Below are 25528 nucleotides of genomic sequence, written 5' to 3' on the forward strand. Positions count from 1 at the left end.
GCTCAGGGATCAGGCTATGGTCAGCGTGGCAGACAGGGTGTTCATCCGGCTGAGTAAATATTCCAGATCGTGCCTGTCGAGATCGACGCCCAGATCGCCATACTGGGTCAGCACGCGTTCAAGCAGACGGCGCTGATAGCGTTCCAGATCGTTGGCACCGCAGTCATAGTCTGTTTCGCGGATGACATCGATGGCAGCCCGTATCGCGGGCAGCAGGCTGGGAGGCAGGGAAGCCTTTTCAAAAATACCGTTCAGCCCCAGAGAGCCGCTGTCGTGGATCAGGATGCGGGCGTTGATCACCGGCACGCCACTTTTGATCGACATGGCATATTCAAAGAACTTGAGGTCACCCATGCACAGCGACCGCACGATGATGGACGGGGTCAGGCGACCGTGGTCCTGCATCTGCTGGACCAGCCGTTCAACCTCATCTTCGGCGCTTTCCGACGACAGGGTGATCACCGCCCGTTCGCGTGACTGCACAACCAGATCGGCGGCAATGTCGGCGGGCAGTTCGTGGTTTTGCAGGATATGGTCCTGCAACACTTCGGATACCCGGTGAACAAGGCGTTCGGAAACGGTGATCGGCAGATAGGCGCGGTGGACCAGCGGGGCCTGTACCGACGGATCGTCACCAAAGCGTTCCACCAGTTCCAGCATGGTGCCTTCGCTGATGTGGGCGCTTTCGTTGGCGGCCAGAGTGGCGGCCACTTCGGCATCGCCTTCGCTGACCAGCTCGGACGCGATGTCTTCACTCAGATTGTCACGACGGGCCACGGCCTTTTGACGACCGGGATCATGGGCGTGAATGATCTCTTTCAGGTCGTCTGCGGTCAGAACCTGTGAAAATTCGATCACCGGCAGGGCAACACGATCCACGTCGCTGGCCAGGGTGCGGGCGACATCGTGGGGGACCCGGGGATTGTCCTTGAGGTTCAGCGCCAGGGATTCGCGGACACGAACCTCGGCATCACGCAGCATCAGGCGAAAGATGTCTTCTGCCAGTTGCCGTTCGGATGTGCTGAGGCTGGGAGTATCATACTGCATCGCCAGTTTGCGGGCAGTATCGGCGCGCACGTCGCCGGACGGATCCCGCAGGAGCCGTGCCACATCCTCAGCTGTGAGTTTTTGTTCCGCCATGATAAAGGCCTAATGTTATCAAATCGCTACTGAGACAGAGGACGCCGGTACCCCTGCCGGATACCCCGCCTGAGCGGGACGGTCGCGCGGCAGGCGGCTCCTTTGTGTGACCAAGAGCAGGATACCCTTATTCCCTCTCCCTGTATATATGACAGAGCAGACACGTCGTCAGTGATGGTGAGCACTGGTGACGGTTTTTCGCGTTGCCGGTGTATGTTCCGGCCACGGATCGGCGGCAACAGGGCAGGGAGCAGGGCGCCGTTACTTCATCAGCCCGGCTTCGCGATAGTATTTCTGGGCTCCGGGATGGAGGGGGGCGGTGCGGGCGGCGTTGATCAGGTCTTCTTTTTTCAGGGCCTCAAAGGACGGATGCATCCGCTTGAAATCCTCGAAATTGTCAAAGACGGATTTGACCAGTTGATAGACAACCGGGTCCGGGGTTTTGGCGGTGGTCAACAGGGTTGCGCGGACACCGAAGGTCTTGACGTCCTTGTCGCTGCCCCGGTACATGCCGCCCGGAATGGTGCTCCAGCTATAGAACGGGTTGTCCTTGACCAGCTTTTCGATGCCGGGGTTGTCGATGCTGACCAGCTCGGAATCACAGGCGGTGGTGGCTTCCTTGATGGTGCCAGAGGGATGGCCGACCATGAAAAAGATCGCGTCAACCTTGCCATCACACAGGGCCTGGCTTTGCTCGGAAGCGGTGAATTCATCGGCCACCGAGAAATCCGAGCGTGGATTGATGCCGGCGGCGGCCAGCATGATGTCAACGGTCGCCCGCGCGCCTGATCCCGCATTGCCGATATTCACCCGCTTGCCTTTCAGATCGGCGAGGGTGTGGATATTGGCATCCTTGCGCACGACCAGCGTCATGACTTCCGGGTAGAGGGAAAAGACGGCCCGCAGGTCGCTGAACGGGCCCTTGGTGCCGAATTGCGCACTGCCCTTGTAGGCGTGGGACTGCCAGTCGGACTGGCTGATGCCAAAGGTGATGTCTTCGGCGCGCAAGCCGTCGATATTGGCGATCGAGCCGTTGGTCGATTCAACCGAACAGCGGATCGAGTGTTCTTTTCGCCCCTGATTGACCAGTCGGCAGATGGCACCACCGGCAACGTAATAGACGCCGGTAACGGCACCGGTGCCGATGGTGATGAAGGTTTGCTCTGCTGCCCGTGCCGGTGCCGGGGATGCAGACAGCAGGGCGAGGCTGGTCATCAGGGCGAGGCTGCTCATCAGGGTGGCAGGCAGGGTGGTCAGGGACAGCAATTTCATGGGGTCACTCCGTACCTGAGGCGATGAGCCTGCAGTACCTGCAGTAATTGACTGAACAGATATGACTGACCCTTGGTGCAGGTTACACCCTGTCAGACATGCGAAAAGATGATGGTGGCTCAGACTGATAGACGTAAGCGAAACACAGACTATCCCTTGGTGCAAGGAGGGAGTCACCCTTGAAAATAGAGGTCAGGGCCCCGTGTGGCGAAAAAGGGTGATTGCTCGCAGAACTTCGGCCCGGCAGGCGTCGTGTTCGGCCAGCAGTTCGTGACGGGCAGCCGGGATGTGACGCAGGGTGGCCTGCGGAAAGCGGCTGAAAAAGGAGGAGTGGGTGGCATGGGGGACATAGGGGTCATCGCTTCCAACCAGAACCTGTATCGGGATGGTGGGCGATGACGGCCAGGGGGCGGCAAGCTGGCGGGTCAGGCGAAAGGCCTGATGTAACCAGTTCCACGTCGGACCGCCGACCCGCAGGTCTGGTCTGGCTTGTAACAGGGCGACCTCGCGGGCGAAACGGCGATGATCGCTGGTTCGGCGGTTGCCCTCGAACTGGCAATCATCCCGCAGTCCCCAGCCCCCATGGCCCGGAACATAGCGGGACCCGCGTCCGGCGATCACCGCCAGCCGGGCGAGCAGGCGGGCCAGCCATTGCGGTGTGCCCCAGGTGGGAATGCTGATCATCGGGGCGCTGAGGACGATTCCCCCCACGGCCAGTCCGGCCGGAGAGCGGGTTTGCAGCCAGCGGAGCACCACAGCCCCCCCCATCGAATGGGCGAGCAGAATCACCGGGCGGTGCTGGTGCGCCGAGTGCTGGCGATGCCAGTGCAGCAGATGATCAAGGTCGGCGACCAGATCATCAAACCGCTCCAGATGACCCCGGCGGGAAATGGCCGGGTCCGGGTGACGGGTGGACAAGCCCTGTCCCCGCCAGTCAACGGCCCATACCGGCATGCCTTCGGCCAGCAGATCACTGGCGGTTTCGGCATATTTTTCTGCCGGTTCTGCCCGTCCGGGAAGAATGATCACCAGCGGGGCACTGGTGGCGGTTTGCCCTGCCCAGGACCATTCCAGCCCCCGCAAGGTGATGCCGGGGGCTGGTGTCAGGTGAAAGGGAACCGCCTCAGGCACCGGAATGATCCCCGCCGCTGCTGGCCGGCTGCCGGGTGGGGCGCAGGCCGCTCAGACTCAGGCCGTTGATCTGCCCGATGGCGCTGCCGTCGGCCCACACCCGTCCCTGGGCTTTCAGGGTCAGGCTGCCATCATCGCCGTTCTGACTGGTGGTGATGTCCAGACACAGGCGGACCTGCGCGGTGGAGGGCAGGATCTGGCCACGGAACTGACCGCTCAGGCGCCCGTCAAAAACCCGGCTTTGTTCGCTGAGGGACAAGCCCTTTTCTGCGGCGGCCACGGTCAGCAGGCGTTGCAGGCTGGCAACCATCACACTGCCGGGGAGCACCGGGTCATTGTGGAAATGGGCGGCATACAGCCAGTGGTATGGGTCATTGTGCAGATCGGCGACAAACCGGCCCAACTGCTGCGGTCCCCCCGTCGGATCAGCGAGGCGCAGACGGTCAAGGACGGGAAGCCGATCCCCCTCGACCAGCGGCAAGCGGCGGCCTTCGGGCAAGGGGCCGAGGATGGCGCTGTCGTCATGGGACAGGGCGGGGCGGGCGATGGGGCGGGCGGGCTGACTGAGGCGCGCCGCTTCCATGAAGCCAATAATGCCGCGCGCATTGACCAGAACCCGATCCTGCTGGCGGGCGCACAGGGCGGTTTCCATCAGGCTGGTGCTGCCCATGCGGGTGACCCCGGCCAGGCGGACGCTGACCTCCACCGGCGGGCCGTCGAGGTCCGGGCGGTGCAGCGGGGTCATCTCGAAACTGAGCAGGCGGCCACAGGTGTCTTGCGGCGGGCGGGTCGGCAGATCCAGCCACAGGGCGGTGTATCCGGCGGCCTGATAGAGGGTTTCCATCATCGCCACCGTATCACCGATCCCGATCGGGTCGAGCTGGTAACACCAGCGGGTGCTGTCGGACGGGCTGAGGAACAGGGCTTCGCTCCCTCGCCCCTGTGGGGTCAGGGACGCCATACTGGCATGGGACAGGAACAGGAACGGCGGTGCGGGCAAGCGGGGGCCGCGCAGCCCGAGACGGTCAAGGGTATCCCCGGCTTTTCCCACGGCAGCGGCCAGCGGGCCGCAGGCCGCTGCCAGCAGGGCGGTCTGATCCTGCACAACACCATGAACGTTGGGGGCATTGCCGGGGATGGCGTCTGGCCCGCTCTCTGCCTCGCTCTCTGGACCGGTTTTGACAACGGGGGGACGCAGGGTGAGGGCAAAATCCGTCAGGTGCAGGACTTCGCGCTCGCCGACCCATGCCTGAACATCGGCGCGGACGTGCCGGGCCGCGCGTTCGCGGAGGGTTAGTTGATAGCGAACGGCGTCTCCGGCAGGCAGGGGGGCGGGGCTGCCAGCAAGGGTGAACGGGTGCTGTGGCAGTGGTGCGAGGGTCCAGCCATCACGCTGCCGTGTCAGGCCGCACACCACCAGAGCGATGCTGTGCAGATCAAGGGCGGTGGCAAAAACGGCAAAGGGGGACAGGGACTGCGCCTGTTCGGCAGTACGGCCAAAGGCCCGCAGGCATCCGGCCTGCCACGGACCTCCCTCCGGGTCCCAATGGTCAATGCGGGCAAGCGACGGCTCCGGCTGAGCGCTCGGGCGCGGCGTCTGGCGGTGGGCCGCCATGTCCTCAAAGCCTTCTCCCAGAAAGCCGAAGGCATCGCCGTTCCACAGCGCCGCCAGCGCCGCCTGTCCAAAGAGCGGGCGGTCATTCTCTTCGGGTGGCGGGGCACTCGGGGAGGCCGATGGCGTGGAGGAATACTCAAGGGTTAACGGCAGGCAGGAACAGGCAAAGCCATTCAGGCCAGTGATGCCGCCGGCAAAGACATGAACATCCGGGGAATCAGAGGCCGAAGCGCGCATATCAAGCCGCAAAACCGGCGGCTCGTTCGTCTGTTGGGCAGGTAAATCCCCGTGCAGGGCTGCACGCAGGCGAAAGCGGGACAGGGGGGCGTCTGCCGCCACGCCTGTGGACAGAAGGCTGACCGCTTGCTCAAAGCAGTCTGCCAGCGGGGGCAACGGGCCGGTTAAGGGCAATGGTTGCTGGAACAGCCGTTCTGCCGGTGGGACTGGTTCGGCGGCCTGATCTTCGGCGATTGCCTCGGCGGTATCATCCGCGTCTGTGACCGCTTCCGGCTGGTTGTCGTCTTGCGGTTCGGCGGTTTCGTCTGTGGCGACAGCCTCGGCGGTATCATCCGCGTCTGTGCCCGCTTCCGGCTCAGCATCGTCTTGCGGTTCGGTGGCTTCGTCTGGGGCGATGGCCTCGGCGGTATCATCCGCGTCTGTGACCGCTTCCGGCTCGGCATCGTCTTGCGGTTCGGCGGCTTGGTCTGTGGCGATGGCTTCGGCAGTATCATCCGCGTCTGTGACCGCTTCCGGCTCGGCATTGTCTTGCGGTTCGGCGGTTTCGTCTGTGGCGATGGCTTCGGCAGTATCATCCGCGTCTGTGACCGCCTCCGGCTCGGCATCGTCTTGCGGTTCGGTGTCTTTGTCTGGGGCGATGGCCTCGGCAGCATCATCTGCGTCCGTAACCGTTTCTGGTTCATCATCCAGCGGTTCGGTGGCTTCGTCTTTGACGATAGCTTCGGCAGCAGGAGAGTCCACCACCGCAGGGGGGAACAAGGTCAGGGCCAGCGCCCGTTCCTGCGACGCATAAAAATCCTGCAAGGCCAGATGGCTTTGCAGGGTGTAGGCCGAATGGGCGGCAAGAGTGGTGTTGATGTGCTGACGCCACAGGTCCAGCCGATCGGCAGACCCGGAGATATCAGACGGCGAGGACGGCAGAGGGGCAGAGTCATCAGGGGAGCACAAAGCCATCACCATAATTTACTTCTACAGCACCGTCGGCGCCGCTCAGGGTCTCGCGGACGAATAACCCGGCGCCTTCTTGTTGAGGTAGGGCGTGCGAGGTGCTTTGTGCAAGCGGGTCACGCTCGTCCGATGCTTTTTCCCAGTCTCCCCAGTTGATTGAAACCACCCGGCAGCCGTCCCCACGGCGACGTTGTTCGGCCCATGCCAGTTTGTTGAGGACTTCGCAGCCCATGCCGTAGTCCAGTTCTCCGGCCTGTCCGCTGCGGGCAACGACCGAGCTGAAGGTGGCAATCAGGCGCAGCGGATCTTCGCTGGTCAGCGACAACAGGGTGTGCAGCGCAAGGGCCTTTGTCCCGAAAACAGCCTCGAACTGGGTGATGGACTTGTCTGGCAACGGGCGGGACGGGCGCAGACCCGCCCCGTGAATGATGGCCTGCACGGGGCCAAAATCAGCACGGGCCTGATCCAGTACAATTGTCAGTGCCTCACGGTCCCGCACATCAACGTTGGCATAGCGGGCGGTGATGCCGTGATCATGCAGCACGGCCAGGGTTTCCCGAATGGCGCGGGCGGTCATGATGGCATGGACCTGACGGTCGATGCTGCTGGGCGTTGGCAGTTTGCCGTTGCCCTGCGCACGCCGGAACAACAGGGCGCGCAGCGAGGCGGCATCCGGGCAGCCGGTGGTCAGCGGGCTTTCGTCCTGCAGCAGCGAGCGGCCCAGCAACAGATAGGGGCCGGGGCAATATTGCGCCAGCGCCAGAACACACTGGGCGGTAATGCCGTGTCCGCCGCCACTGACCACCACCAGACCGGACACATCGAGGGATGGGGTTTGCGGTGGCGGGGTCCGGTTCAGGCGCGGAACGAAACGCTCCCCGGTCAGCGGCAGGGCGATTTCGACCTGATGCCCACCGGTCAGAATTTCGCTGGCCAACCGTTGGGCAATCTCCGCCGCCGACAGGCCGGTGGTGGCGATGTCAATGGATTTGACTGTCGCCAGCGGCCATTCATGGCGAACGCCCTTGGCCAGCGCCCCCAGTGCCGCACGCCACGGGGCGAGGGGGAACGGCTCGGCGGACAGGCCATGGCCCCCCCCATTGTCAAAAACGGCGATATAGGCTGCCCCGTCAACCGCAGACAGCCGATCATGGCAGGCCTGCGCCCGCTGAAAGGCCGCGCTGGCCAGATCGGCGGCAGAGCGGACGGTTGCCAGAGGACGCAAGCCGCTGAGGTCTACGATGGCCCCCAAAATCTCGCTCTGGGGCTGGTCGTTGCTCACGTCGACGCGATGGCCCGCCTCGCGCAGCAGCCCGGCAAGGATCGGGGCGACACCGGTCTGGTCATCAATCAGGGCCACGGTCAGCCCCTGGTCTTGTGGTGGCAGGCAGGGATCGCCGCTGGCCGGTTCATCGACCAGTGTCAGGGTCTGGCGCGGAACGCTGGAGGCAACGTTAATCGCCGGACGCGGCTGGACGAGGGCCGACAGGGGGGCGTCTTCGAGGGCCTCGGGGGAAATTTCGAGAGTGGAGGCTTCATCTGCCTCAGGCTCGGCCTCCTGTTGGACGGTGGTTTCCGGCAGCGGTTCTGCCTCGTCGTCGAGGAACGGCGCGGTTGGCTCTGCGGGCTGCTGGTCCGCTGGCGGTTCGGATGGGGGCGCGCTGGCCGCAATGGCAAGCCCGCGGTCGAGCGATGCCAGCATGGCCAGATGGGCCTGCGCCATCTGTTCCTGCCAGTTACGATGGGCATCAAGGACCGCTTGCTGGTACAGGCCATAGGCATGGGCGGCGGCCGGGCTCAGGCCGCTGAAGGTATCGGCAGGCAGGGGCGTATGGGCCGGGGGGGGCGGAGTCTGTGGTTCGGCGGCGGCCTCTTCTTCTTCTTCTTCCTCTTCCTCTTCCTCTTCCTCTTCCTCTTCCTCTTCCTCTTGGCTTTCGGCAACCGGAATGATCTCTGTTTCCGGTTCAACCTTGGCCTCGGTGTCCGGTTCCGGTTCAACGTTCGGTTCGGCTTCCGGCTCCGGCTCGACCAGCGCAAAGGCGCAAGGCTCCCTGCCTTCATCCGGGGGGAGCAACTCTTCATCCAGCCCGCTCAGGGAAACCGTGGCCCCGGCAATGATCAGATGGGCAATACCGTTCAGGAAGGCATGCCAGCCGCCGTCGCCGACGGCCTGCAGTTGATCCAGCGCGATGGCGTGATGCGGCAAACCATCAAGGGTTTCGCTGACCAGACGGGCCAATCCGTTGCCGGGGCCGATATCAACAAACACCCGGACGCCGGCGTTATAATGGGCCCGGATCAGGGCGGCCAGATCTCCGGGGGCGGCAACGTGCTGGCCAAGACTGTCGGCCAGATCCATGCTGTCGTCATAGCAGGTGGTCCGGGCGGCGGACCACACCAGACAGGGGCTGTCAGAGGGTAGATGCAGCACCAGCGGCTGCAAGGCATCGCGGAAGGATTCCCCGGCCTGATGCAGAGCGTGGTGGGCATTGAGGGGTTCCCAGGCACACTCCAGCCCCAGCGCACGGAACTGCTCGGCAATCGTCTCCAGCAGATCGGTGTCGGCTGTCAGCAGAATGGCTTGGGGGCTGTCCTGCTCGGTCAACTCCGGGGCTGCGGCTCCGGCGGGCAGGTCGCACAATTCCAGCGCATCGCGGACGGTTTCGGCGTCTCCATCAACGACCAGCACTGGCTGCGGCGTCTGGCTCAGGGCCTGGGCGATCAACTGGCCACGGGTGCGGGCGATCGGCTCCAAAGCCTCGCGCGGTACGGCTCCGGCGGCGGCCAGTGCGGTCAGCTCGCCGCAATCCTGCCCGGCCATGTGACCGGCGTACAGGCCCAGACTTTCCAGCGCCGCCAGCGTGGCCAGACTGGCGACCCCCAGCGCGGGCTGGGCCCAGTCGGGGGCATCAAGGCGGTCCTGCCAGCGGGCCGCCTCCTCATCCGACGGGCGACAAGGGGGGAACACCACGTCGCGCAGGGTCAATTGACCATCGCCGGACTCCTCGCACACCTGCGGCGAGGCATCATCCCACACTGCCAGCGCCGCTGGATGATGCAGGGCGATACCGGCCCCCATCTCCAGGTACTGGCTGTTCTGGCCGGGGAACAGGAAGGCCAGACTGTCACTGTCGAGCGGCAGGGCCTGCGGCGAATACAGCAGGCTGCCATCGTTCTTCAGCGCCTGCGCCGGGTGATCGGCCAGATGGCTGTGCAGGGTTTCAAGTTGGCTGCCCAGTGGCCCGCCGGAAGTCACCAGCAACACCGCCTTGCAGGACAGGGAGGCGTCAAATGCCGCATGGCTGTGGCGGCACAGGCTGCGCCAGCCGTGCGGCGTGCTGGCGAGCTGCTGCCGGAGTGCTTCCACCTGCTCACGCAGGGCGTTGGGCGAGGCTGCCGACAGGGCCAGCACATCCAGCGGGCGACCGTCTGGCCGGGCGACGGGGGCGCGGTCCACCGAGGCAGGCAGGCTTTCCTGCAGGACGGCATCCAGCAGATCGGGCGAGCCGTCGGGGCTGTATTCTTCCAGCGTCAGGTGATGGCAGAGCGCCGCGGTGCTCCAGGCGGCGACGGCTGCCCGGCGCGGGCCATCGGGAGGCAGAACCCACGGGCGGGGTACGGCGGGTGACTGAAAGGCAAGGGCCGGTTCCGCGCGGGCTTCGGCCAGAGCGGGAGGCAGGGCCTTGGTGGCCAGCGACAGGACAGCCTTCAGGACTTGCAGGGCGCTGCCCAGCGGGTGGCGGGCGGCATGGCCCATGCTTCCCAGTGTCACCCAGCCTTGTTGCGGGCCGCTGCGCCGGGGGGCAACGGCAGCAAAGGCGGCGCTGAGGGCCGGGGCCTGCTGTGCATCGGCGGCACTGTCGAGTAGCTCGACCATGTCCGGGCCATAGCCCGCCGCCTGATAGGCCCGTTGCAGGACATCGGCGGTCTGGCGACCGCTGGCCTGCCCCTTGATCACCGCCAGCAGCGGATCATGGTCGCGTTCGGCGTCAGACAGGCGTTTCAGGGCAAACAGGATGGCGCCATCGCGGGGCGTGCTGCTGCCACACAGCATCAGGTCCGCCTCGTGGCTGCGCAGTTGGTGTGCCGCCATGCTCAGGGCGGCAAGGGCCGCGGTATGGTCGCCGCCCAGATCACAGCTAAAGCCATCGCAGGCGACCGTATCGGCCAGCCGCAGGGCCGGGGAGATGCCCTGGACCGGTCCGCCGAGGATGATGCCGCTGAAGGAGGGGCGCTGAACCCCCCGCAGGCAGTCACGCGCCGCCCGCAGCAGGGCTTGCGACAGGCCGCTGGCCGGATCAATGAGGGCTTCGATGTCGCTATCAGCCTGGTCTGTGTCGCGGAAGACACCCTTTAACAGGGCTGTCCACAGGTCGGCGGCAGTCTGGTAGTGTGGGAGGCAGGCCCCGATGCCAACTACGGCGACCGGCTGGGTGAAAAGGCTTTCCGACGGGATGCTTCCAGATGTGGCGCTCTCTGGGGCGTCTGCCGAATCACGGAGGGACAGCGGGGCAGAGGGCGCAGGGCCGGTCATCAGGAAACCTCTTCAACGACAAAAAGACGTATCAGGATAGCAGAGCATGGCCCCGCCAGAAGCCCTTTTCTTAACACAGACTTAAACTGTCGTCCTGTGACGGTTGACGGACCGTCAGCGCAGGAAAGATTTTCTCTTTGTTAGAAAAGCGCGTAAGGGGTGACGAAGTGGTTCCGGCAGGGTACAAGGCTGGCTAACGGCCTCTGGCTGTGTTGCGTATTAACGGCCTTTGGCCGAGTTGCGTGTTAACGGCCTCTGGCCGTGTGGTACGTTAACGGCCTTTGGCCGTGGTTTGAACCTGCCCGTGACTGTAAACTCCGTGATTGTGGAGGCACGATGACCGCAGAACCCCATCATTTCCTTATCCGGCTGGCAACCGTCGAGGATGCGGATGCCATCGGTCTGATCCATCGAACCGGGCAGAAACAGGCCGCCGCAGAGTCCCTGCCAGCCGCCGCGCTGGCGGTTTCGGCATCGCAGTATGCCGAAGAATGGCGGCACTGGCTGCGCTTGCAGGCGATGGGGCAGGCAACCGGTTTTGTGCTGGTGGTTGATACGCGGCAAGGGGTTGGTGGTTTTCTGTGTGCGGTCCCGCCGCGTCCGGCACAGCGGAATTCCTGGACCATCCAGCATCTTTATGTGTTGCCAGCCTTTCAGGGGCAGGGTATCGGCCAGCGTCTGCAGCAGGCGGCCTTTGCCCGCATGCGTTCTGCCGGGGCCGAGCGGGTGGAGCTGTTGAGCTTTGCCAACAATCCCTCCCGCCATTTTTACGACCGGTGCGGTTGGCGGGAAATTGCGGCGGAAACCCTCAGCCTGTACCGGACGGTGCTGCCGATGGTGCGCTATCAGCACGATCTGACCGACTGGGATATCACCCCGGACAAGGAACCGTCTGGCCCGATGGCCGATGATGAGGGTCTGGAGGAGGATCATGCCCCCTATCCCGATGGGGGAGTGTCGGCGCAGGATGAGGACGAGCGTCGGCACGGGGTATGAATGGGCATCCTGTCCCGTTCCGCGCTTGCGAGTCCCCCGGACTGTCCTTATAGACTCTGTCAGGTTTCACAAGGGTAACGGCACGCTGGATCATCGGCCCGGTCTCGGGAAGCGTGAGGTCCAAGGTTTCTGTTCACCCGCCAAGGCAAGGACGGAGAGGCCCGTGTCCGGTTCGTTTCAGCGCACGACGCGCTATGACTATGATCTGATCACCATCGGAGCAGGGTCGGGGGGCGTGCGTGCCTCGCGCCTGGCCGGGGGCTATGGTGCCAAGGTGGCGGTGGTCGAGGAAAAGGCCCCCGGTGGCACCTGTGTGTTGCGCGGATGCGTGCCGAAAAAGCTGTTGGTCTACGGAGCCCACTTCGCCGAAGAGATGGAAGACGCCCGTGGCTATGGCTGGACGATTGGCGAGGCATCCTTTGACTGGGGCGCGCTGATTGCGGCCAAAAACACCGAGCTGAAACGGCTCGAAGGCGTCTATGAGCGCATCTTGCGCGGCAGTGGCGTGGACATCCTGCAAGGGCGGGGCGTGGTGGTCGATCCGCACACCGTGCAGGTGGGCGACAAGACCTATACCGCCGAACGCATCCTGATTGCCGTGGGGGGCTGGCCGAGCCTGCCGGCGGTGCCGGGGCACGAGCATGTGATCACCTCGAATGAGGCGCTCGACCTGCCAGAGCTGCCCGCCTCGATTGCCATCGTTGGCGGCGGCTTTATTGCGCTGGAATTTGCCGGTATTTTCAATGCGCTGGGCAGTGACGTGACGGTGATCATCCGTGGCGATGAAGTGTTGCGCGGCTTTGATCAGGATGTGCGCTCGCATCTGGCCCATGAAATGGAGCGCAAGGGGATCCGCATCCGGCGCGAAACCCGCGTCCAGTCGATCGAACCGACCGCTGATGGCCAGTATTCCGTTCTGCTGTCCACTGATGAGGAACTGGTGGTGGCCAAGGTGATGTATGCCACCGGCCGGGCACCAAATACGCGCGGGCTGGGGCTGGAGGCTGCCGGGGTCGAGCTGGACCCGAAAAGCGGGGCGATCAAGGTCGATGAATGGTCCCGCACGTCGGTACCCAGCATCTGGGCGGTGGGCGATGTGACCGACCGGGTGAACCTGACGCCGGTGGCCTTGAATGAAGGTCGCTGCTTTGCCGAAACTGAATTCAACAACAACCCGCTGACCATGACCCATGCCAATGTTCCGGCAGCGGTGTTTACCCAGCCGCCGGTCGGGACCGTGGGTCTGACCGAGGAACAGGCACGGGCGCGGGGTCCGGTTGACATTTATCTCAGCCGCTTCCGACCGATGAAATACACCCTGTCAGGCCGGGAAGAAAAGACGCTGATGAAGCTGATCGTTGACCGGGAAACTCAGGTGGTACTGGGGGCGCACATGGTCGGCGTTGATGCCCCGGAAATCCTGCAAGGCTTTGGGGTGGCGGTGCGGGCCGGGCTGACCAAGCAGCAGTTCGATGCCTGCGTCGGCATCCATCCGACCGCCGCCGAAGAGTTCGTGACCATGCGCGACAAGCTGCCGGACCCGTCGCCGGAGTGCAGCGAGTAATCCGCACTGAGGCCCCAGACGCCATTTTTAAAATGGGGTCAGGGGCCTCAAGACCCCGGACCCCGGGTGTTCGATACGGCTTTGGGGGACGCAGACGCCTCAATGATCCGCGACAACGGAAAATCCAGACTGGCGGTGGTGCCCTGACCGGGAACCGAGGTCAGGTGGAACTGTCCCTGATGCATTTCGACCATCGCCGCCACCAGCGGCAAGCCCAGTCCGGTACCGTCAAACCGCCGTCCCAGTCCGCTATCGACCTGCACAAACGGTTGCAGGACGGCTTTGCACTGCTCGCGGGTCATGCCGATGCCGGTGTCCCGCACCTGAATGCGCAGGCTGTAGTCGGTTATTTCCGCCGAAATGGTGATGGTGCCGCCGTCGGGGGTGAATTTCGAGGCGTTGGACAGCAGGTTGAGGGTCATTTGCTTGACCCGGCGGCTGTCGGCCCAGATCAGTGGCAAGGGCTGCGGGATGTCACAGATCAGCCGCTGCTGCGCCTGATAGGCGCGCGGCTGGATCAGTTTCAGGCTGCTGGCGATGGCGGCGGCAATGTCGGTTTCTTCTTCGTGCAGGGTCATCTGGCGCGCCTCGACACGGGCAATGTCGAGAATATCGTTGATGACATCCAGCAGATGCCGCCCGGAATGCATGATGTCACCGACATATTCCAGATAACGGTCATTCCCCAGCGGGCCCAGCAGCTCGCTTTTCATGATTTCGGAAAAGCCGAGAATTGCATTCAGCGGCGTGCGCAGTTCGTGGCTCATGTTGGCCAGAAATTCGCTTTTTGACCGGTTGGCGAGTTCGGCCTCTTCCTTGGCTGCCAGAAGAGAGGCTTCGGTTTGCTTTTGCTCGGTGATGTCGCGCAGGACGCCGGTATAGATGGTGCGCTCGCCCAGCGGGGCGGCGCTGACCGCCAGCGACAGCGGGAACACGCAGCCATCCCGCCGTAATCCCAGCCCTTCCCGCCGCTGGGCGCTGGTCCCGGCGGGCAGGGTCCGCAGCGGATTGTCGGGCTGGCTGCGTTCGGAGGGAGGAATGAGCACGGCGGCGTTCTTGCCCTGCACTTCCTGTTGCCGATAACCGAAAATCTGCTCGGCCGCCGGGTTGAAGTTTTCAATCAGGCCGTGCTCGTCAAGGGTGACGATGCCATCGGCAACCGTATCGAGCATGGTGCGCAGATAGGTTTCGCTGCGGCGAATGGTCTCCTCTGCCCGTTTGCGGTCGTCCAGCTCGCGCGAGAGCTGCTGGTTGAGCAGCGCCAGTTCACGGGTTGATGCCTGCACGGCCTGCGCCAGTTCGTCGCGGTGGGCGGCCAGCGCCCGTTCGGCCTGTTTGCGCTCGCTGATGTCGGCGGCCCAGACATAGGTCACCGGCTCGTGGCCGAAAGAGCCATGCTCAAAGTTCAGCAGGCACCACAGGCTGCTGCCATCCGACCGACAGATTTCCGCTTCGACCCCGCGCAGGGTTTCCCCCTGGTGCAGGGTGCGCAGCAGCCAGCGCCCTTGCGTCCGGTTGCGCAACAGCCGGTGCAGGCGGGGAACCTGCTGATGGGGATCAACGCCGATCATCGCCAGCAGGGCCGGGTTGGCATAGCGGACATCGCCTTCGCCGGTGATGGCGGCCATGCCCAGCGGGCTGGCTTCGAGGATGGCATGCAGGCGTTGCTGGCTGGTGCGCAGGCCACGTTCGGCGGCCTTGCGGGCAGTGATGTCAAACAGCCAGGTCAGACGGGCCGGGGCGCCATCAAAATCGACCGGCATGATCGAAATCAGGCAGGTCCGCAGAACCCCCAGCGCGCTGCGCAGGTCCACTTCGTCATTGACCACCGTGCCGCCGGAATGAATGACCCGGGCCAGCCGGTGCAGCTCTGCCGGATCGGCGTAAAACGACCGCCCGTCGCTGCCGATCAACAGGGCACGCGGCAGGCTGACCAGCGCGGCGGCTTTGGGGTTGGCGTAAACGATGCTCCCGCCGGGACGGCTGATCACCACCGCTGCCGGGCTGTCGTCCAGGATGCTGCGCAGGCGGCGTTCGCTGGTCTTGAGCTGGGTCTCGTCGGCCTTGCGGCTGCTGACGTCATAGCTCCAGGCCATCAGGGCCTGCTGGCCGCCAAGATCGACCGTGCGCCACCATTCCTGCACCCAGCGGTCACCGCCATCCAGACGGTACAGCCGGTGTTCATAACCCTCGATGCGTCCCAATCGCAAGGTGCGGTCGAGCATGTCGCGGTAGGACACCGGGTCTTCGAACAGGCTTTCGACCCGGATGTTGCTGGCCTTGGGGCTGCCGATCAGCAGCAGATAGGCTTCGTTGGCGGCGATGATGTCGCCGCTGGCATAAAACAGGGCGGCGGGAACCGGGGCGGAATCGAGCAGGTCCTGAACCTGACTGCGCAACAGCCGCAAGGGCGGGTAGGGGGCAGGAAGCTCGTTGGCCAGCGGCCCGAAGGCCCCGAGGCGCTGATTGCAAATGGCCAGCATCAGCGGTGTGAGGATGCTGAGGGTGGCAATGGTCTGGCCGCAGGTGGCAAGGAAGCTCATGCCCTGCGCCGGGCCGAGAAAAATCCACTGTGCGGTGGTCAGGACAAACGCCAGCCCGACCAGCCCGAGCGCAACCCGTTGCAGCAGCAGGGCTGCGGGAATGCGGTAAAACAGCCACAGCGACAGGATCCGCCCGGCACTGAGCGCCAGGGCCATCATGGTCAGGGTCAGCAGGAGTGCCGACGGCAAGGACAAAGGCAGAACCACGCCGTTGAGCAGAATGATCCCCGTCAGGGCCCCCACGGCACCATACCCGTGCCAGCAGACGACGGCTGCCAGCGCGCAGGACAGGCTTGCCGCCAGATACAGGGACGGCGTAAAACCTTCGTGCGCCTGCAGTAAGGCAACGACCGACGGCAGCGCCACGCAGCAGGCGCTGAGCAGGGCTGTACAGACGGCTTTGAATGACGGTGGCCACAACAGGAATGGAACGCTGGAGGGGCCTTGCCATGGAGACGGTGGCGAGGGCGAAGGGGGAGCTGGTCTGGGCACGGATGGCACTCTATCTGTAAACAGGCGAACTGAACTCTGCACGGGGCGGTGCAGCGCAAGCGGACTGGCTCATCCCGAGAGGGGGCGGCAGGCAGAACAGTCGCTAAATTGTATTTACGCGAATAAAGACCATGGTAGCTGCCTGTTGAGGAGTATAGACAGACTTTCGCCAGAAGGGAAACAGAGGCAAAAGGCTTATATCTCTTGCCAGCACGCTGGGGGGAAACGTGTTGATGTTTTTCTTATAAACGCAGAAGTGGTCGAAACAGCAGAATTTTCGCCAGCGACAACCCTGCTGGCCTGAGGACAGGAACATCGAAGTCTTGACGCTGCCTGGTTCACGACAGGCCGGACAGTGGCAAGTCGATCGGGACGAACGCGCAAAGGATTGACGATGGTCAGTGGAAAGGCGAACGGAGCGGTTGCCGCCGGGCATACCCTTACGGCTGAGGCCGCTCGCGGCATTCTGGAAGATGGCGGTAACGCCTTTGATGCCGTGCTGGGGGCGGCTCTGGCGGCGTGTCTGTGCGAGCCGGTCTTTGCCTCTTTGGGCGGTGGAGGGTATTTGTTGGCGCGCCCGGCCCATGCCAAGCCGTGGTTCTATGATTTTTTTGCTCACACCCCCCGTCAGCGCCTGCCCGATGACAAACAGGACTGGCACCAGTTGCAGGCCGCCGGAATGCCGCCGATGTGGGGTGGTCTGGGCACTATCGCCACGCCGGGGATGGTGGCAGGGGTGTTTGCCATTCATCAGGATCTGGGGCGGATGCCGGTGCGTGATGTGGCGGCGCGGGCGCTGGCATGGGCGGCTGAAGGCGTCGAGGTGGATGCCTTTCAGGCGCGGATGCTGGCGATGGTAGCGCCGTCGCTGGCCCTGTCAGAGGACAGTGCCGCGATGTTTACCGTGCAGGAGCCTGCGACCACCGCCGCCGACGGTGCCCCGGTGGTCGGAGAGCGTCGCCCGTTGGGGGAGGGGGAGCGGATCAGGAGCTGGCATTTCGCCGACGCCCTTGAGGCCTTGGTGCTGGAAGGCCCGGACCTGTTTTACAAGGGCGAAATCGGTGGTCGGTTGATTGCGGATTGCCAGCGCGATGGCGGCCATCTGCGGCGGGAAGACCTGTTGCGCTATCAGGTCGAAAGCCGGGCACCGCTGGAGTGCAGCTATGCCGGGCAGCAGGTCTGGATCAGTCCGCCGCCGTCGCTGGGAGGCTTGCAACTGGCGTTTTCGCTCGCCCTGCTCGATGGCAGCCAGAGGCGCTCGCCCGGTTGGGGCAGCCCGCATCACTGGGGGACACTGGCCGAGGCCTTTGCCCTGACCTCGGAGGCGGCACTGGAGGAGCCGTCTCCCTTTGCCGATCAGTACGACCGGTCCTTGCTGGCCGAACCGACGGTGGCCCTGTACCGCCAGCGCCTGCAAAACCGTCCGACCGCCCGCCGTGGCACCACCCATATTTCGGTTATCGACGGGGCAGGCAACGTGGCAGCCATGACGTTGTCCAACGGCGAAGGCTCGGGCTATGTCATTCCCCGCACCGGCATCATGATGAACAACATGCTGGGGGTGATGGACCTGATGCCTGATGGCGTCGGGCAATGGCAGCGCAACAGCCGGATGGCAACCCTGTTTGCGCCAACCCTGATCCGGCACCGCGACGGGCGCGAGATGGCGCTGGGGGCAGGAGGATCGTCACGGATCAGAACGGCGCTGGCGCAGGTTCTGTGCAATCTGCTCGACTATGACCTGCCGCTGGAGGAGGCGATCACCCGGCCTCGCCTGCATGTCGAAGGCAGTGGAGACGACGCCCGCTTTGGCTGCGAGCGGGATATGCCCGATGACCTGCGCGACCGCTGGCGCACGCCCTGTGTGTGGGATGATCTGCACATGTATTTCGGCGGCGTTCATGCCGTCGAGCGCAACGGGCGTGGGGTGCTTACCGCCGTTGGCGATCCGCGCCGGAATGGAGCCGAAGCCTTGGTGTAAAGCGGGGGAGGGGCCACGCATGGCCCCTCTAGAGCAAATCCCGAGCAGATGGACACATCTGCGACGACGTATTTGCTTATATAACAATCCATTAGAGCATTTATCGTGATCCTTGGAGACCGAGAAATGCTCTAACGGCAGGATTAGATAGTAGCCGCAGGGTCTTCGATCGGACAGATTTCCTCGCCGACGTAAATCCCCAGCCCGCGGGCGGTGCCGACCATCGTGCCACAGGGGTCCAGCGAGCGGGGACCAATGCACACCTTTTCCAGTGGCACCGCCACCACGCTGCGGCCTTGCCAGCCGACCATGGTGCCGAACTGTTTTTGTGCCACCAGATCAACCGCTTTCACCCCAAAGGCCGAAGCCAGCAGGCGGTCGCGGGTTGACGGAATGCCGCCACGCTGGACGTGCCCCAGAATGGTGACGCGGGTTTCCGCACCGGTCATCTGGGCGATCTTTTCGGTCAGGTAGTTGCCGATGCCGCCATAGCGTTGCTGGCCACCGCTGTAGCTGATCATGAACGGCTCGCCGCTTTCGGTCTTGACGCCTTCGGCCACCACCACCAGCGCATGGCTGCGGCCCTGCGCCAGCACGGTGCGGATTTTGCGGGCCACGCCGTCCAGCGAATAGGGCACTTCGGGGACCAGAATCACGTCGGCACCACCGGCGATACCCGAATTGATCGCAATGTGTCCGGCGTCGCGGCCCATCACTTCCAGGATCATCACCCGGTGATGGCTGGCGGCAGTCGGTTGCAGGCGGTCGAGGGCTTCGGTGACCACATTGATCGATGTGGCAAAGCCGACGGCATAGTCGGTGCCGTGAACGTCATTGTCGATGGTCTTGGGGACGCCGACCATGCCGATACCGGCGCGTTCGCACAGGCGGGACAAAATCCGCATCGAGCCGTCGCCGCCGATCACCACCAGCGCATCAAGGCCCAGCATCCGGCAGCCTTCGGCGAATTCTTCCGAACGGTCCTTGATGGTGCCATCGGGCATCGGGAAGTTGAACGGGTCGCCCTTGTTGGTGGTACCAAGGAAGGTGCCGCCTTCGCGCAGATAATTGCCGCCAAAGGTTCCCATGGTCAGTTCACGGAACTGCAATGGCCGCTGGATCAGGCCCATCGAGCCATCCATGATCCCATAGACTTTCCAGCCGTAGGTCTGAATGGCGCTGTAGGTGACGGCCCGGATGACCGCGTTCAGGCCAGCGCAATCGCCGCCGCTGGTCAGGACGCCGATGGTGCGGATACCGCTGTTCATGTCTTTGCTACCCCTGCTGTTTTTGCCGTGTCACGATTTTCACACGGAGCCCGTCATCCAGCCATACCGTTTTCGCTCCGCATCTGCTAGTGTCAAATCAATGACTCTGTCCTGCCCTTTTCCATGTGGTGCCTGCCCCATGATTGATGATGAAACCGTGCAGCAATTGCAAATGCGTCTGGCTGAATTGAAATCCGAACACCGTGATCTGGATGACGTGATCAGCAAGGTGGTGGACTCCGGCCCCCATGATCAACTGCAAATGGTCCGCCTGAAAAAGCGCAAGCTGATGCTTAAAGATGAAATCCTGCGGCTGGAAAGCAAGCTGCTGCCCGACATTATCGCCTGATCAGGGGATTTGGCGGGCATTTCCGCTGTGATGTCCGCCGTTTACAGCAGGTTTTCAGTGGCAAGGGACGTGCGCAGCAGCTCGTCAACGGCGGCCAGCGCCTGTTCACCCTCATCCCCGGCCTGCAAGGGCATCACCGCGGCCCGCACGGTCAGCGAGACCAATCCGTCGCGCAGGGTCAGAACCCGCATGCTGAGGGTTTCCAGTAACTGGGCGATCCGTGTCTGGGCACCATCAAGGGATGCGCCCGGCATCAAAACCAGCAGGCCCGCCCCGCCGACTGATCCGACCCGATCCGATGCCCGGACGGCCCCTGCGACCTGACGGGCCAGATGAATCAGGGCGTCTTCAGCTTCGATCAAGCCATTGTGACGGTGCAGTTTTTCAAAATTCACCAGATAAAACAGGGCGACTGCTCCGATGGCGGCAGTGCTGTCTGCGTAGGGCGTTTGGGGCTGGTGAGTAAAGGCGCTGACCTCGCGCAGGATGGCGCGGCGGTTCAGGACCGGCATGTAGGCGTGCTGGTCGGAAAGCTGCTCCAGAAAGCTGATCCGGCCTTCATTCTGCAAGATGGTTTGGCGCAAGCCCTCCTGCTCGACCACCAGTCCCTGAACGATCTTGTGGACCGCGGGCGGCAGGTTCAGAAAGCCTTCGCTCAGGGCGCTTAGATCATCGGTTGGCATCATCGCAGGACTGCCGTCGTTTTCGCTGGCTGCCTGCTGATACTGTTCATAGGGCGAGCGGCGGCCCCCACTATTGCCATGGTGTGGCCAGGTTACGGCGTCGGTTGCCTGCGGGCGGGGGATTTCTGACATCGGACCTCCGGGGCATGTGCAGGATGCCAAGTGTTGGGTGCAACGCATTATCATAGGGCGTTTCCGGGGTATTTTCTGCTTTTTGTGTCATTGTCGGGAAACTGTCACCCGGCAACAGTTGCAAACCGGCGTATGCTTTCTATAATGCCGTTTTTTCCGGCATAGGCCACGCTGGCTCTGCCAGGCGCAACAGAAAACAGCAGGTTTCGATGAGCACCCTTCCGGTTCAGGACCAATCCTCCGCTCCCCAGGTTGGCATCATTATGGGCAGTCAGTCCGATTGGGAAACCATGCGTCATGCGGTTGAAACCCTGACGGCGCTGGGCGTGTCCTGCGAAGCCCGCATTGTCAGTGCCCACCGCACGCCGCAGCGTCTGTACTCCTATGCCGAAACCGCCCGTGGCCGTGGCCTGAAGGTGATCATTGCCGGAGCCGGTGGCGCAGCGCACCTGCCGGGGATGTGCGCGTCGATGACCCCGCTGCCGGTGTTTGGCGTGCCGGTGCAGTCCAAGGCGCTGAAGGGGCTGGACAGCCTGTTGTCGATCGTTCAGATGCCGGCTGGCGTGCCGGTGGGGACGCTGGCCATTGGCCGTGCCGGGGCGATCAATGCTGCGCTGATGGCGGCCTCGATCATCGCCTTGCAGGACCCGGCGGTGGCGGCGGCACTGGATGATTTTCGCGCCCGCCAGACCGAAGCGGTGGCCGAAATACCGGTTGACGAAGTGTAATGTTGCGACAGGTGTAATGTTGCGCTGACTGGCGTAATATTCCCCTTGGCGTGTTCAGGTTTTTGTGTGTTCAGGTCAGGATTGGCGTTTGTGATGACTGGTTCGTCTGTGTCGGTGATGGTTCCTCCGGGGGGGGCGATCGGTATTCTGGGTGGTGGGCAACTGGGTCGGATGACCGCCCTTGCTGCGGCGCGTCTGGGATATCGCTGCGTCATCCTGACCCCGGAAGAAAACAGCCCGGCGTCTCTGGTCAGCGACCGCACCATCGTTGCGGCCTATGATGACCCGACGGCACTGGCCGAACTGGCGGCCGCGGTGGATGTGGTGACGCTGGAGTTTGAAAACATTCCGGTATCGGCGCTGCGTCTGCTGGAAAGCCAGATTCCCCTGCGTCCCGGCCCGCGTGCGCTGGAAGTCGGGCAGGACCGGGTCAACGAAAAGACCTTTTTCGGTGACTTTGCCGAAACGGCGCCGTGGCGTCCGGTGCGCGATCTCGCCAGCCTGCAAGCAGCGATTGCCGCCATTGGCGTTCCGGCCATTCTGAAAACGGCCCGGCTGGGCTATGATGGCAAGGGGCAGGTCAAGATCACCTCTGCCGAACAGGCTGCCGAGGCGTGGGCGACCTTGCGGTGCCCGGATACGGCGGCGGACCAGCCTGCTCCGGCAATCCTCGAAGGTTTTGTGGCCTTCCAGCGTGAAATTTCGGTGATCGTGGCCCGCCGGGAAGACGGCCAGACGGCAGTGTGGCCGGTGGCCGAGAATGTTCACAGCAACCACATTCTCGATACCACCACCGTTCCGGCAGCTATTCCTGCCGGGGTGGCAGCGGAAGCCCAGCGGATTGCCATCACCGCCGCCGAGCGTTTGGGGCTGATTGGTCTTTTGGCAGTTGAAATGTTCGTTGCCGATCACCACGTCATCGTCAATGAGATGGCGCCCCGTCCGCACAACTCCGGCCACTGGACGATGGATGCCGCAGTGACTGACCAGTTCGAGCAACTGGTGCGGGCCGTCTGTGGTCTGCCGCTGGGCAGCCCGGATTTGCGGTGTCCGGTGGTGATGAAGAACCTTTTGGGGGACGATGTGGCAGAGTGGCAGGCTCTGCTGCAAGACCCCACCGCAAAGCTGCACCTGTATGGGAAAGCCGAAGCGCGTGAAGGCCGAAAAATGGGCCACGTCAATTACTTAAAACCATAAGGGCTGCCGTTTAGCAGCAGCCCGACGCGGGAGAACAGCGGTGGGCAAAGGACAGGGTAAACGCCAGTTGGCGCAGACGGAGGCGGGCCGGTGATCGAAGAGTGGCTCAGTACCTATGGCTATCTGGCGATTTTGATCATTACTTTCCTTGAGGGGGAAAGCATTGTTATTCTTGCGGGGATTGCCGCTTATCAAGGCATCCTGAACCTCGAAGCCGTCATCGCCTGCGCCGTCTTTGGCAGTTTTTGCGGTGACCAGTTTTACTACACCATCGGCCGCCGCTATGGCACGCCCCTGCTGAAGCGATGGCCGGGACTGGCCGGGAAAATCGACTGGGCGTTCCGCCTGGTGCGTAATTACGAAGTCCTGTTCATCCTGTCTTTCCGCTTCATTTACGGGGTGCGCAACGTCAGCCCGTTCGTGATCGCCATGTCCGGGGTGCCTCGTCTGAAGTTCATGGGGCTGAACCTGATTGCTGCGACGCTATGGGCTCTGGCCTTTACCTTTGGTGGCTACTTCTTTGGCAAGGCGCTGGAGAAGGTGATGGGCGAGCATCAGATGAAGGCGCTGGCCGTGCTGGCGATCTTTGCGGCGGCGGTTGCGATCTTTACCCTGTGGCGCAAGCGGCGCGGGAGCAAGACGACGGCCGTGGTTGACCCGAATACGGAAAAGAACGGCAATCCGGCGGAATGATCCTGTCGGCTTGTTGATCCTGCGGTGACAGTCGAGCGTGCTGCTGTCCCCCGAACAATACCCTCCACAGTCTGGTGTGGAGGGTTTTTGTGTTTTATGCTTTTCATGCTGTATGTTTGATGAACGGGATTTTGGGCAGGGAGAAAACGCGTGCAGGCTCGTTGGATTGCGATGCAGGAACAGCATCTGTCGGCCGTGATTGCCATCGCAGAGGTGGTTCATCCGAATTACCCCGAACGGCCCGAAGTGCTGGCCGATCGGCTGACCGTGTTTCCGCAGGGCTGTTTCATGGCGCAGGGAGCCGATGGAGCCTTTTTGGGCTATACGCTGAGCCATCCGGGCGTTTTGCTGCGCCCGCCGCCGCTGGACAGCCTGCTGGAGCGCATTCCGGCAGGGGCTGATTGCCTGTATCTGCACGATATCGCCTTGCTGCCTGCCGCGCGGGGGCTGGGATTGGGGGCCTCGCTGGTTGCCGGGCTGGACAGGTTGGGGCGGGAACTGGCGATCGGGCCACTGGCGTTGACGGCGGTGAACGGGTCGGTGCCGTTCTGGTTGCGGCAAGGCTTTACCGTACTGGAGCCGGATTCGCTGCTGGCAGAGAAACTGGCAAGCTATGATGCCGATGCGGCGTACATGGTGCGCCCTGTGTCTGTTGCATAGGGCACCGTGCATGCCGGATTATCCTGTTCTACCTTAAGATAGCACCCTATTTCACTGTTTTATAATAAAAAACTTGCCTTGCGCCCGTGGGTGGGGTATCCAGCAGAAAATGTTGTTTAGCGGCGGAAAAAGGATTGTATCCCTTATTCCCGATCCGTTACCTTAGTGGCCGTTCTTTCACCGCACTGGTTTACTCTTCCCATGACGCCTTCCTTCGCCATCCAGCACGCCGGTCAGGCTGCCCAAGACGAACCGCTGTTCGTTTTCGGCAGCCTGATGGACATGGATCTGTTGGCGGTGGTGTTGGGCGATTGCCAGCACCTGCGGCATGCTGCCGCCGTACTGCCCGGCTATCGGCGCTGTTGCGTCGAGGACGAAGTATTCCCGATCGTGGTTCAGGATGACATCAGCACCGTTGACGGGCTGCTGGTTCATGGCCTGACTGCACGGGACCTTGACCGGATTCTTTTCTTCGAAGGCCCCGCCTACGCCTTGCTACCCTGCGAGGTGGATCATCTGGACAGTGACCGACGACGACGAACCCCCGCGCGGGCATTTTTTGCCACTGCGCTGCTGTCGCCGCGTCCGCAGTCCTGGGACTATGCGTACTGGCAAGCGCAGGAAAAGCCCCTGGCTCTGAACATCGCTGCCGAGACGATGGCCCTGTACGGGTCCGTTGCGGCCAGTGACCTGAGCGGGGCGCTGTGGGATGGCATCAAAGCTCGCGCCGTCGCCCGCCTCTCCACCGGGGAGGGGATACGCTGCGCCGCCTGAATGACGATGTTCGGGCGGTTGGAACCAGATCGCTCGGATATCCTGTACCATGCATGTTGTGAACGAAGCCCCGCACCACGCGGACCTGATTGAGGATTTGCTGGAAGTCGCCTTTGGCCCTGATCGCCATCAAAAGACCGTTTACCGGTTGCGTGAAGGGGTTGCCGCTATCCCGGGCCTGTCGCTGGTGGCAGAAACCGAAGACGGCGAGTTTCGCGGGACGCTCCGCTTCTGGCCGGTGCACATTCGCACCGCCACCGGAAAGATGGAGAAGATTTTATTGTTGGGACCGATTGCAGTTGAGAGCGGATTGCGTAACACTGGGGTCGGTACCTTGCTGATGACCGAGGGCTTGGCTCGCGCCAAAGCCATGGGCTGGGATGCGGTGCTGTTGGTAGGGGACGAGCCCTATTACAGCCGCTTCGGGTTCAAAAGATCATTGGCCGAAGGATTACAGTTGCCTGGACCGGTTGATGTAAACCGTTTCTTAGGACTTGAGTTGAAAGATGGGGTGCTGAATAGCGTCTCCGGGATGGTTGAACCGGCTGTGCCTGCGTATGGGGCGTCGGTGTAAACGAAAACGGGCCTGAT

Annotated in this window: 18 protein-coding genes; 10 read left to right on the plus strand and 8 right to left on the minus strand. The window is 63.1% G+C overall.

Features of this window, described 5'->3' with window-relative positions; all coding sequences use genetic code 11:
• Positions 1-9: 9 nt before the first annotated feature.
• The 5 genes from BW995_RS01185 to BW995_RS01205 all read right to left on the minus strand — a co-directional run bounded on the left by BW995_RS01185 (position 10) and on the right by BW995_RS01205 (position 10877).
• Positions 10-1077: a DUF2336 domain-containing protein gene (locus tag BW995_RS01185; protein ID WP_322099104.1), complete on the minus strand. Its 1068-nt coding sequence runs from the start codon at positions 1075-1077 to the stop codon at positions 10-12.
• Positions 1078-1401: 324 nt separating this feature from the next.
• The gene (locus tag BW995_RS01190) at positions 1402-2412 is read right to left on the minus strand and encodes a TAXI family TRAP transporter solute-binding subunit (protein ID WP_139332710.1); all 1011 of its coding nucleotides are present in this window, start codon (positions 2410-2412) and stop codon (positions 1402-1404) included.
• 192 nt (positions 2413-2604) lie between these two features.
• Positions 2605-3543 carry an alpha/beta fold hydrolase gene (locus BW995_RS01195; protein ID WP_076398185.1) on the minus strand — a complete coding sequence of 313 codons (939 nt, stop codon included), beginning with the start codon at positions 3541-3543 and terminating at the stop codon, positions 2605-2607.
• Positions 3536-6349 carry a hotdog family protein gene (locus BW995_RS01200; RefSeq protein ID WP_175616951.1) on the minus strand — a complete coding sequence of 938 codons (2814 nt, stop codon included), beginning with the start codon at positions 6347-6349 and terminating at the stop codon, positions 3536-3538. The genes BW995_RS01195 and BW995_RS01200 overlap by 8 nt, the downstream gene beginning before the upstream one ends.
• Entirely contained in the window at positions 6330-10877 is a 4548-nt protein-coding gene (locus BW995_RS01205; protein ID WP_076398188.1) for an SDR family NAD(P)-dependent oxidoreductase, read from the minus strand. The genes BW995_RS01200 and BW995_RS01205 overlap by 20 nt, the downstream gene beginning before the upstream one ends.
• A gap of 336 nt (positions 10878-11213) precedes the next feature.
• On the opposite strand from BW995_RS01205, the gene BW995_RS01210 reads away from it, so the two are divergent.
• Positions 11214-11873, plus strand: coding sequence for a GNAT family N-acetyltransferase (locus tag BW995_RS01210; RefSeq protein WP_076398189.1), 660 nt, complete (start codon positions 11214-11216; stop codon positions 11871-11873).
• A gap of 163 nt (positions 11874-12036) precedes the next feature.
• Positions 12037-13437: a glutathione-disulfide reductase gene (gor, locus tag BW995_RS01215; RefSeq protein ID WP_076398191.1), complete on the plus strand. Its 1401-nt coding sequence runs from the start codon at positions 12037-12039 to the stop codon at positions 13435-13437.
• Between the two features lie 47 nt (positions 13438-13484).
• Here the strand turns inward: gor and BW995_RS01220 are convergent, their stop codons facing one another.
• Positions 13485-16472 (minus strand): PAS domain S-box protein, encoded by a 2988-nt coding sequence (locus BW995_RS01220; RefSeq protein WP_139332711.1) that lies wholly within the window; start codon positions 16470-16472, stop codon positions 13485-13487.
• A 394-nt stretch (positions 16473-16866) separates the two neighbouring features.
• Between BW995_RS01220 and BW995_RS01225 the strand changes: the two genes are divergently transcribed.
• Complete coding sequence (locus BW995_RS01225) at positions 16867-18453, plus strand: gamma-glutamyltransferase (RefSeq protein ID WP_076398194.1); 1587 nt, start codon at positions 16867-16869, stop codon at positions 18451-18453.
• A gap of 143 nt (positions 18454-18596) precedes the next feature.
• On the opposite strand, the gene BW995_RS01230 is transcribed toward BW995_RS01225, so the two are convergent.
• Positions 18597-19721, minus strand: coding sequence for an ATP-dependent 6-phosphofructokinase (locus BW995_RS01230; RefSeq protein WP_076398195.1), 1125 nt, complete (start codon positions 19719-19721; stop codon positions 18597-18599).
• 139 nt (positions 19722-19860) lie between these two features.
• On the opposite strand from BW995_RS01230, the gene BW995_RS01235 reads away from it, so the two are divergent.
• Complete coding sequence (locus tag BW995_RS01235) at positions 19861-20070, plus strand: YdcH family protein (RefSeq protein ID WP_076398197.1); 210 nt, start codon at positions 19861-19863, stop codon at positions 20068-20070.
• Positions 20071-20111: 41 nt separating this feature from the next.
• Here BW995_RS01235 and BW995_RS01240 read toward each other — a convergent pair whose 3' ends face one another.
• Positions 20112-20885, minus strand: a complete 774-nt coding sequence (locus tag BW995_RS01240) for a GGDEF domain-containing protein (RefSeq protein ID WP_076398198.1) — start codon at positions 20883-20885, stop codon at positions 20112-20114.
• 209 nt (positions 20886-21094) lie between these two features.
• Between BW995_RS01240 and purE the strand changes: the two genes are divergently transcribed.
• The 6 genes from purE (at position 21095) to BW995_RS01270 (ending at position 25511) form a co-directional block, all read left to right on the plus strand.
• The gene (purE, locus tag BW995_RS01245; RefSeq protein ID WP_076398200.1) at positions 21095-21613 is read left to right on the plus strand and encodes a 5-(carboxyamino)imidazole ribonucleotide mutase; all 519 of its coding nucleotides are present in this window, start codon (positions 21095-21097) and stop codon (positions 21611-21613) included.
• A 93-nt stretch (positions 21614-21706) separates the two neighbouring features.
• Positions 21707-22810: a 5-(carboxyamino)imidazole ribonucleotide synthase gene (locus BW995_RS01250; protein WP_076398202.1), complete on the plus strand. Its 1104-nt coding sequence runs from the start codon at positions 21707-21709 to the stop codon at positions 22808-22810.
• Positions 22811-22900: 90 nt separating this feature from the next.
• On the plus strand, positions 22901-23503 hold the full coding sequence (locus BW995_RS01255) for a DedA family protein (protein ID WP_076398203.1): 603 nt from the start codon (positions 22901-22903) through the stop codon (positions 23501-23503).
• A 150-nt stretch (positions 23504-23653) separates the two neighbouring features.
• A complete protein-coding gene (locus BW995_RS01260) occupies positions 23654-24163 on the plus strand; it encodes a GNAT family N-acetyltransferase (protein ID WP_245821204.1) in 510 nt (169 codons plus the stop codon).
• Positions 24164-24364: 201 nt separating this feature from the next.
• Positions 24365-24937: a gamma-glutamylcyclotransferase family protein gene (locus BW995_RS01265; protein ID WP_076398207.1), complete on the plus strand. Its 573-nt coding sequence runs from the start codon at positions 24365-24367 to the stop codon at positions 24935-24937.
• A gap of 49 nt (positions 24938-24986) precedes the next feature.
• Positions 24987-25511 carry a GNAT family N-acetyltransferase gene (locus BW995_RS01270; RefSeq protein WP_076398209.1) on the plus strand — a complete coding sequence of 175 codons (525 nt, stop codon included), beginning with the start codon at positions 24987-24989 and terminating at the stop codon, positions 25509-25511.
• Positions 25512-25528 lie beyond the last annotated feature (17 nt).

Source organism: Insolitispirillum peregrinum (assembly GCF_900156605.1).
Classification (GTDB): domain Bacteria; phylum Pseudomonadota; class Alphaproteobacteria; order Rhodospirillales; family Rhodospirillaceae; genus Insolitispirillum; species Insolitispirillum peregrinum.

Bases quoted from the DNA above. Each gene is read 5' to 3' on its own strand.
- BW995_RS01190 (WP_139332710.1), bottom strand. From the start codon at position 2,412: ATGAAATTGCTGTCCCTGACCACCCTGCCTGCCACCCTGATGAGCAGC.
- BW995_RS01230 (WP_076398195.1), bottom strand. From the start codon at position 19,721: ATGAACAGCGGTATCCGCACCATCGGCGTCCTGACCAGCGGCGGCGAT.
- BW995_RS01235 (WP_076398197.1), top strand. From the start codon at position 19,861: ATGATTGATGATGAAACCGTGCAGCAATTGCAAATGCGTCTGGCTGAA.
- BW995_RS01240 (WP_076398198.1), bottom strand. From the start codon at position 20,885: ATGTCAGAAATCCCCCGCCCGCAGGCAACCGACGCCGTAACCTGGCCA.
- BW995_RS01200 (WP_175616951.1), bottom strand. From the start codon at position 6,349: ATGGCTTTGTGCTCCCCTGATGACTCTGCCCCTCTGCCGTCCTCGCCG.
- BW995_RS01265 (WP_076398207.1), top strand. From the start codon at position 24,365: ATGACGCCTTCCTTCGCCATCCAGCACGCCGGTCAGGCTGCCCAAGAC.
- BW995_RS01210 (WP_076398189.1), top strand. From the start codon at position 11,214: ATGACCGCAGAACCCCATCATTTCCTTATCCGGCTGGCAACCGTCGAG.
- BW995_RS01225 (WP_076398194.1), top strand. From the start codon at position 16,867: ATGGTCAGTGGAAAGGCGAACGGAGCGGTTGCCGCCGGGCATACCCTT.
- purE (WP_076398200.1), top strand. From the start codon at position 21,095: ATGAGCACCCTTCCGGTTCAGGACCAATCCTCCGCTCCCCAGGTTGGC.
- BW995_RS01205 (WP_076398188.1), bottom strand. From the start codon at position 10,877: ATGACCGGCCCTGCGCCCTCTGCCCCGCTGTCCCTCCGTGATTCGGCA.
- BW995_RS01270 (WP_076398209.1), top strand. From the start codon at position 24,987: ATGCATGTTGTGAACGAAGCCCCGCACCACGCGGACCTGATTGAGGAT.
- BW995_RS01250 (WP_076398202.1), top strand. From the start codon at position 21,707: ATGACTGGTTCGTCTGTGTCGGTGATGGTTCCTCCGGGGGGGGCGATC.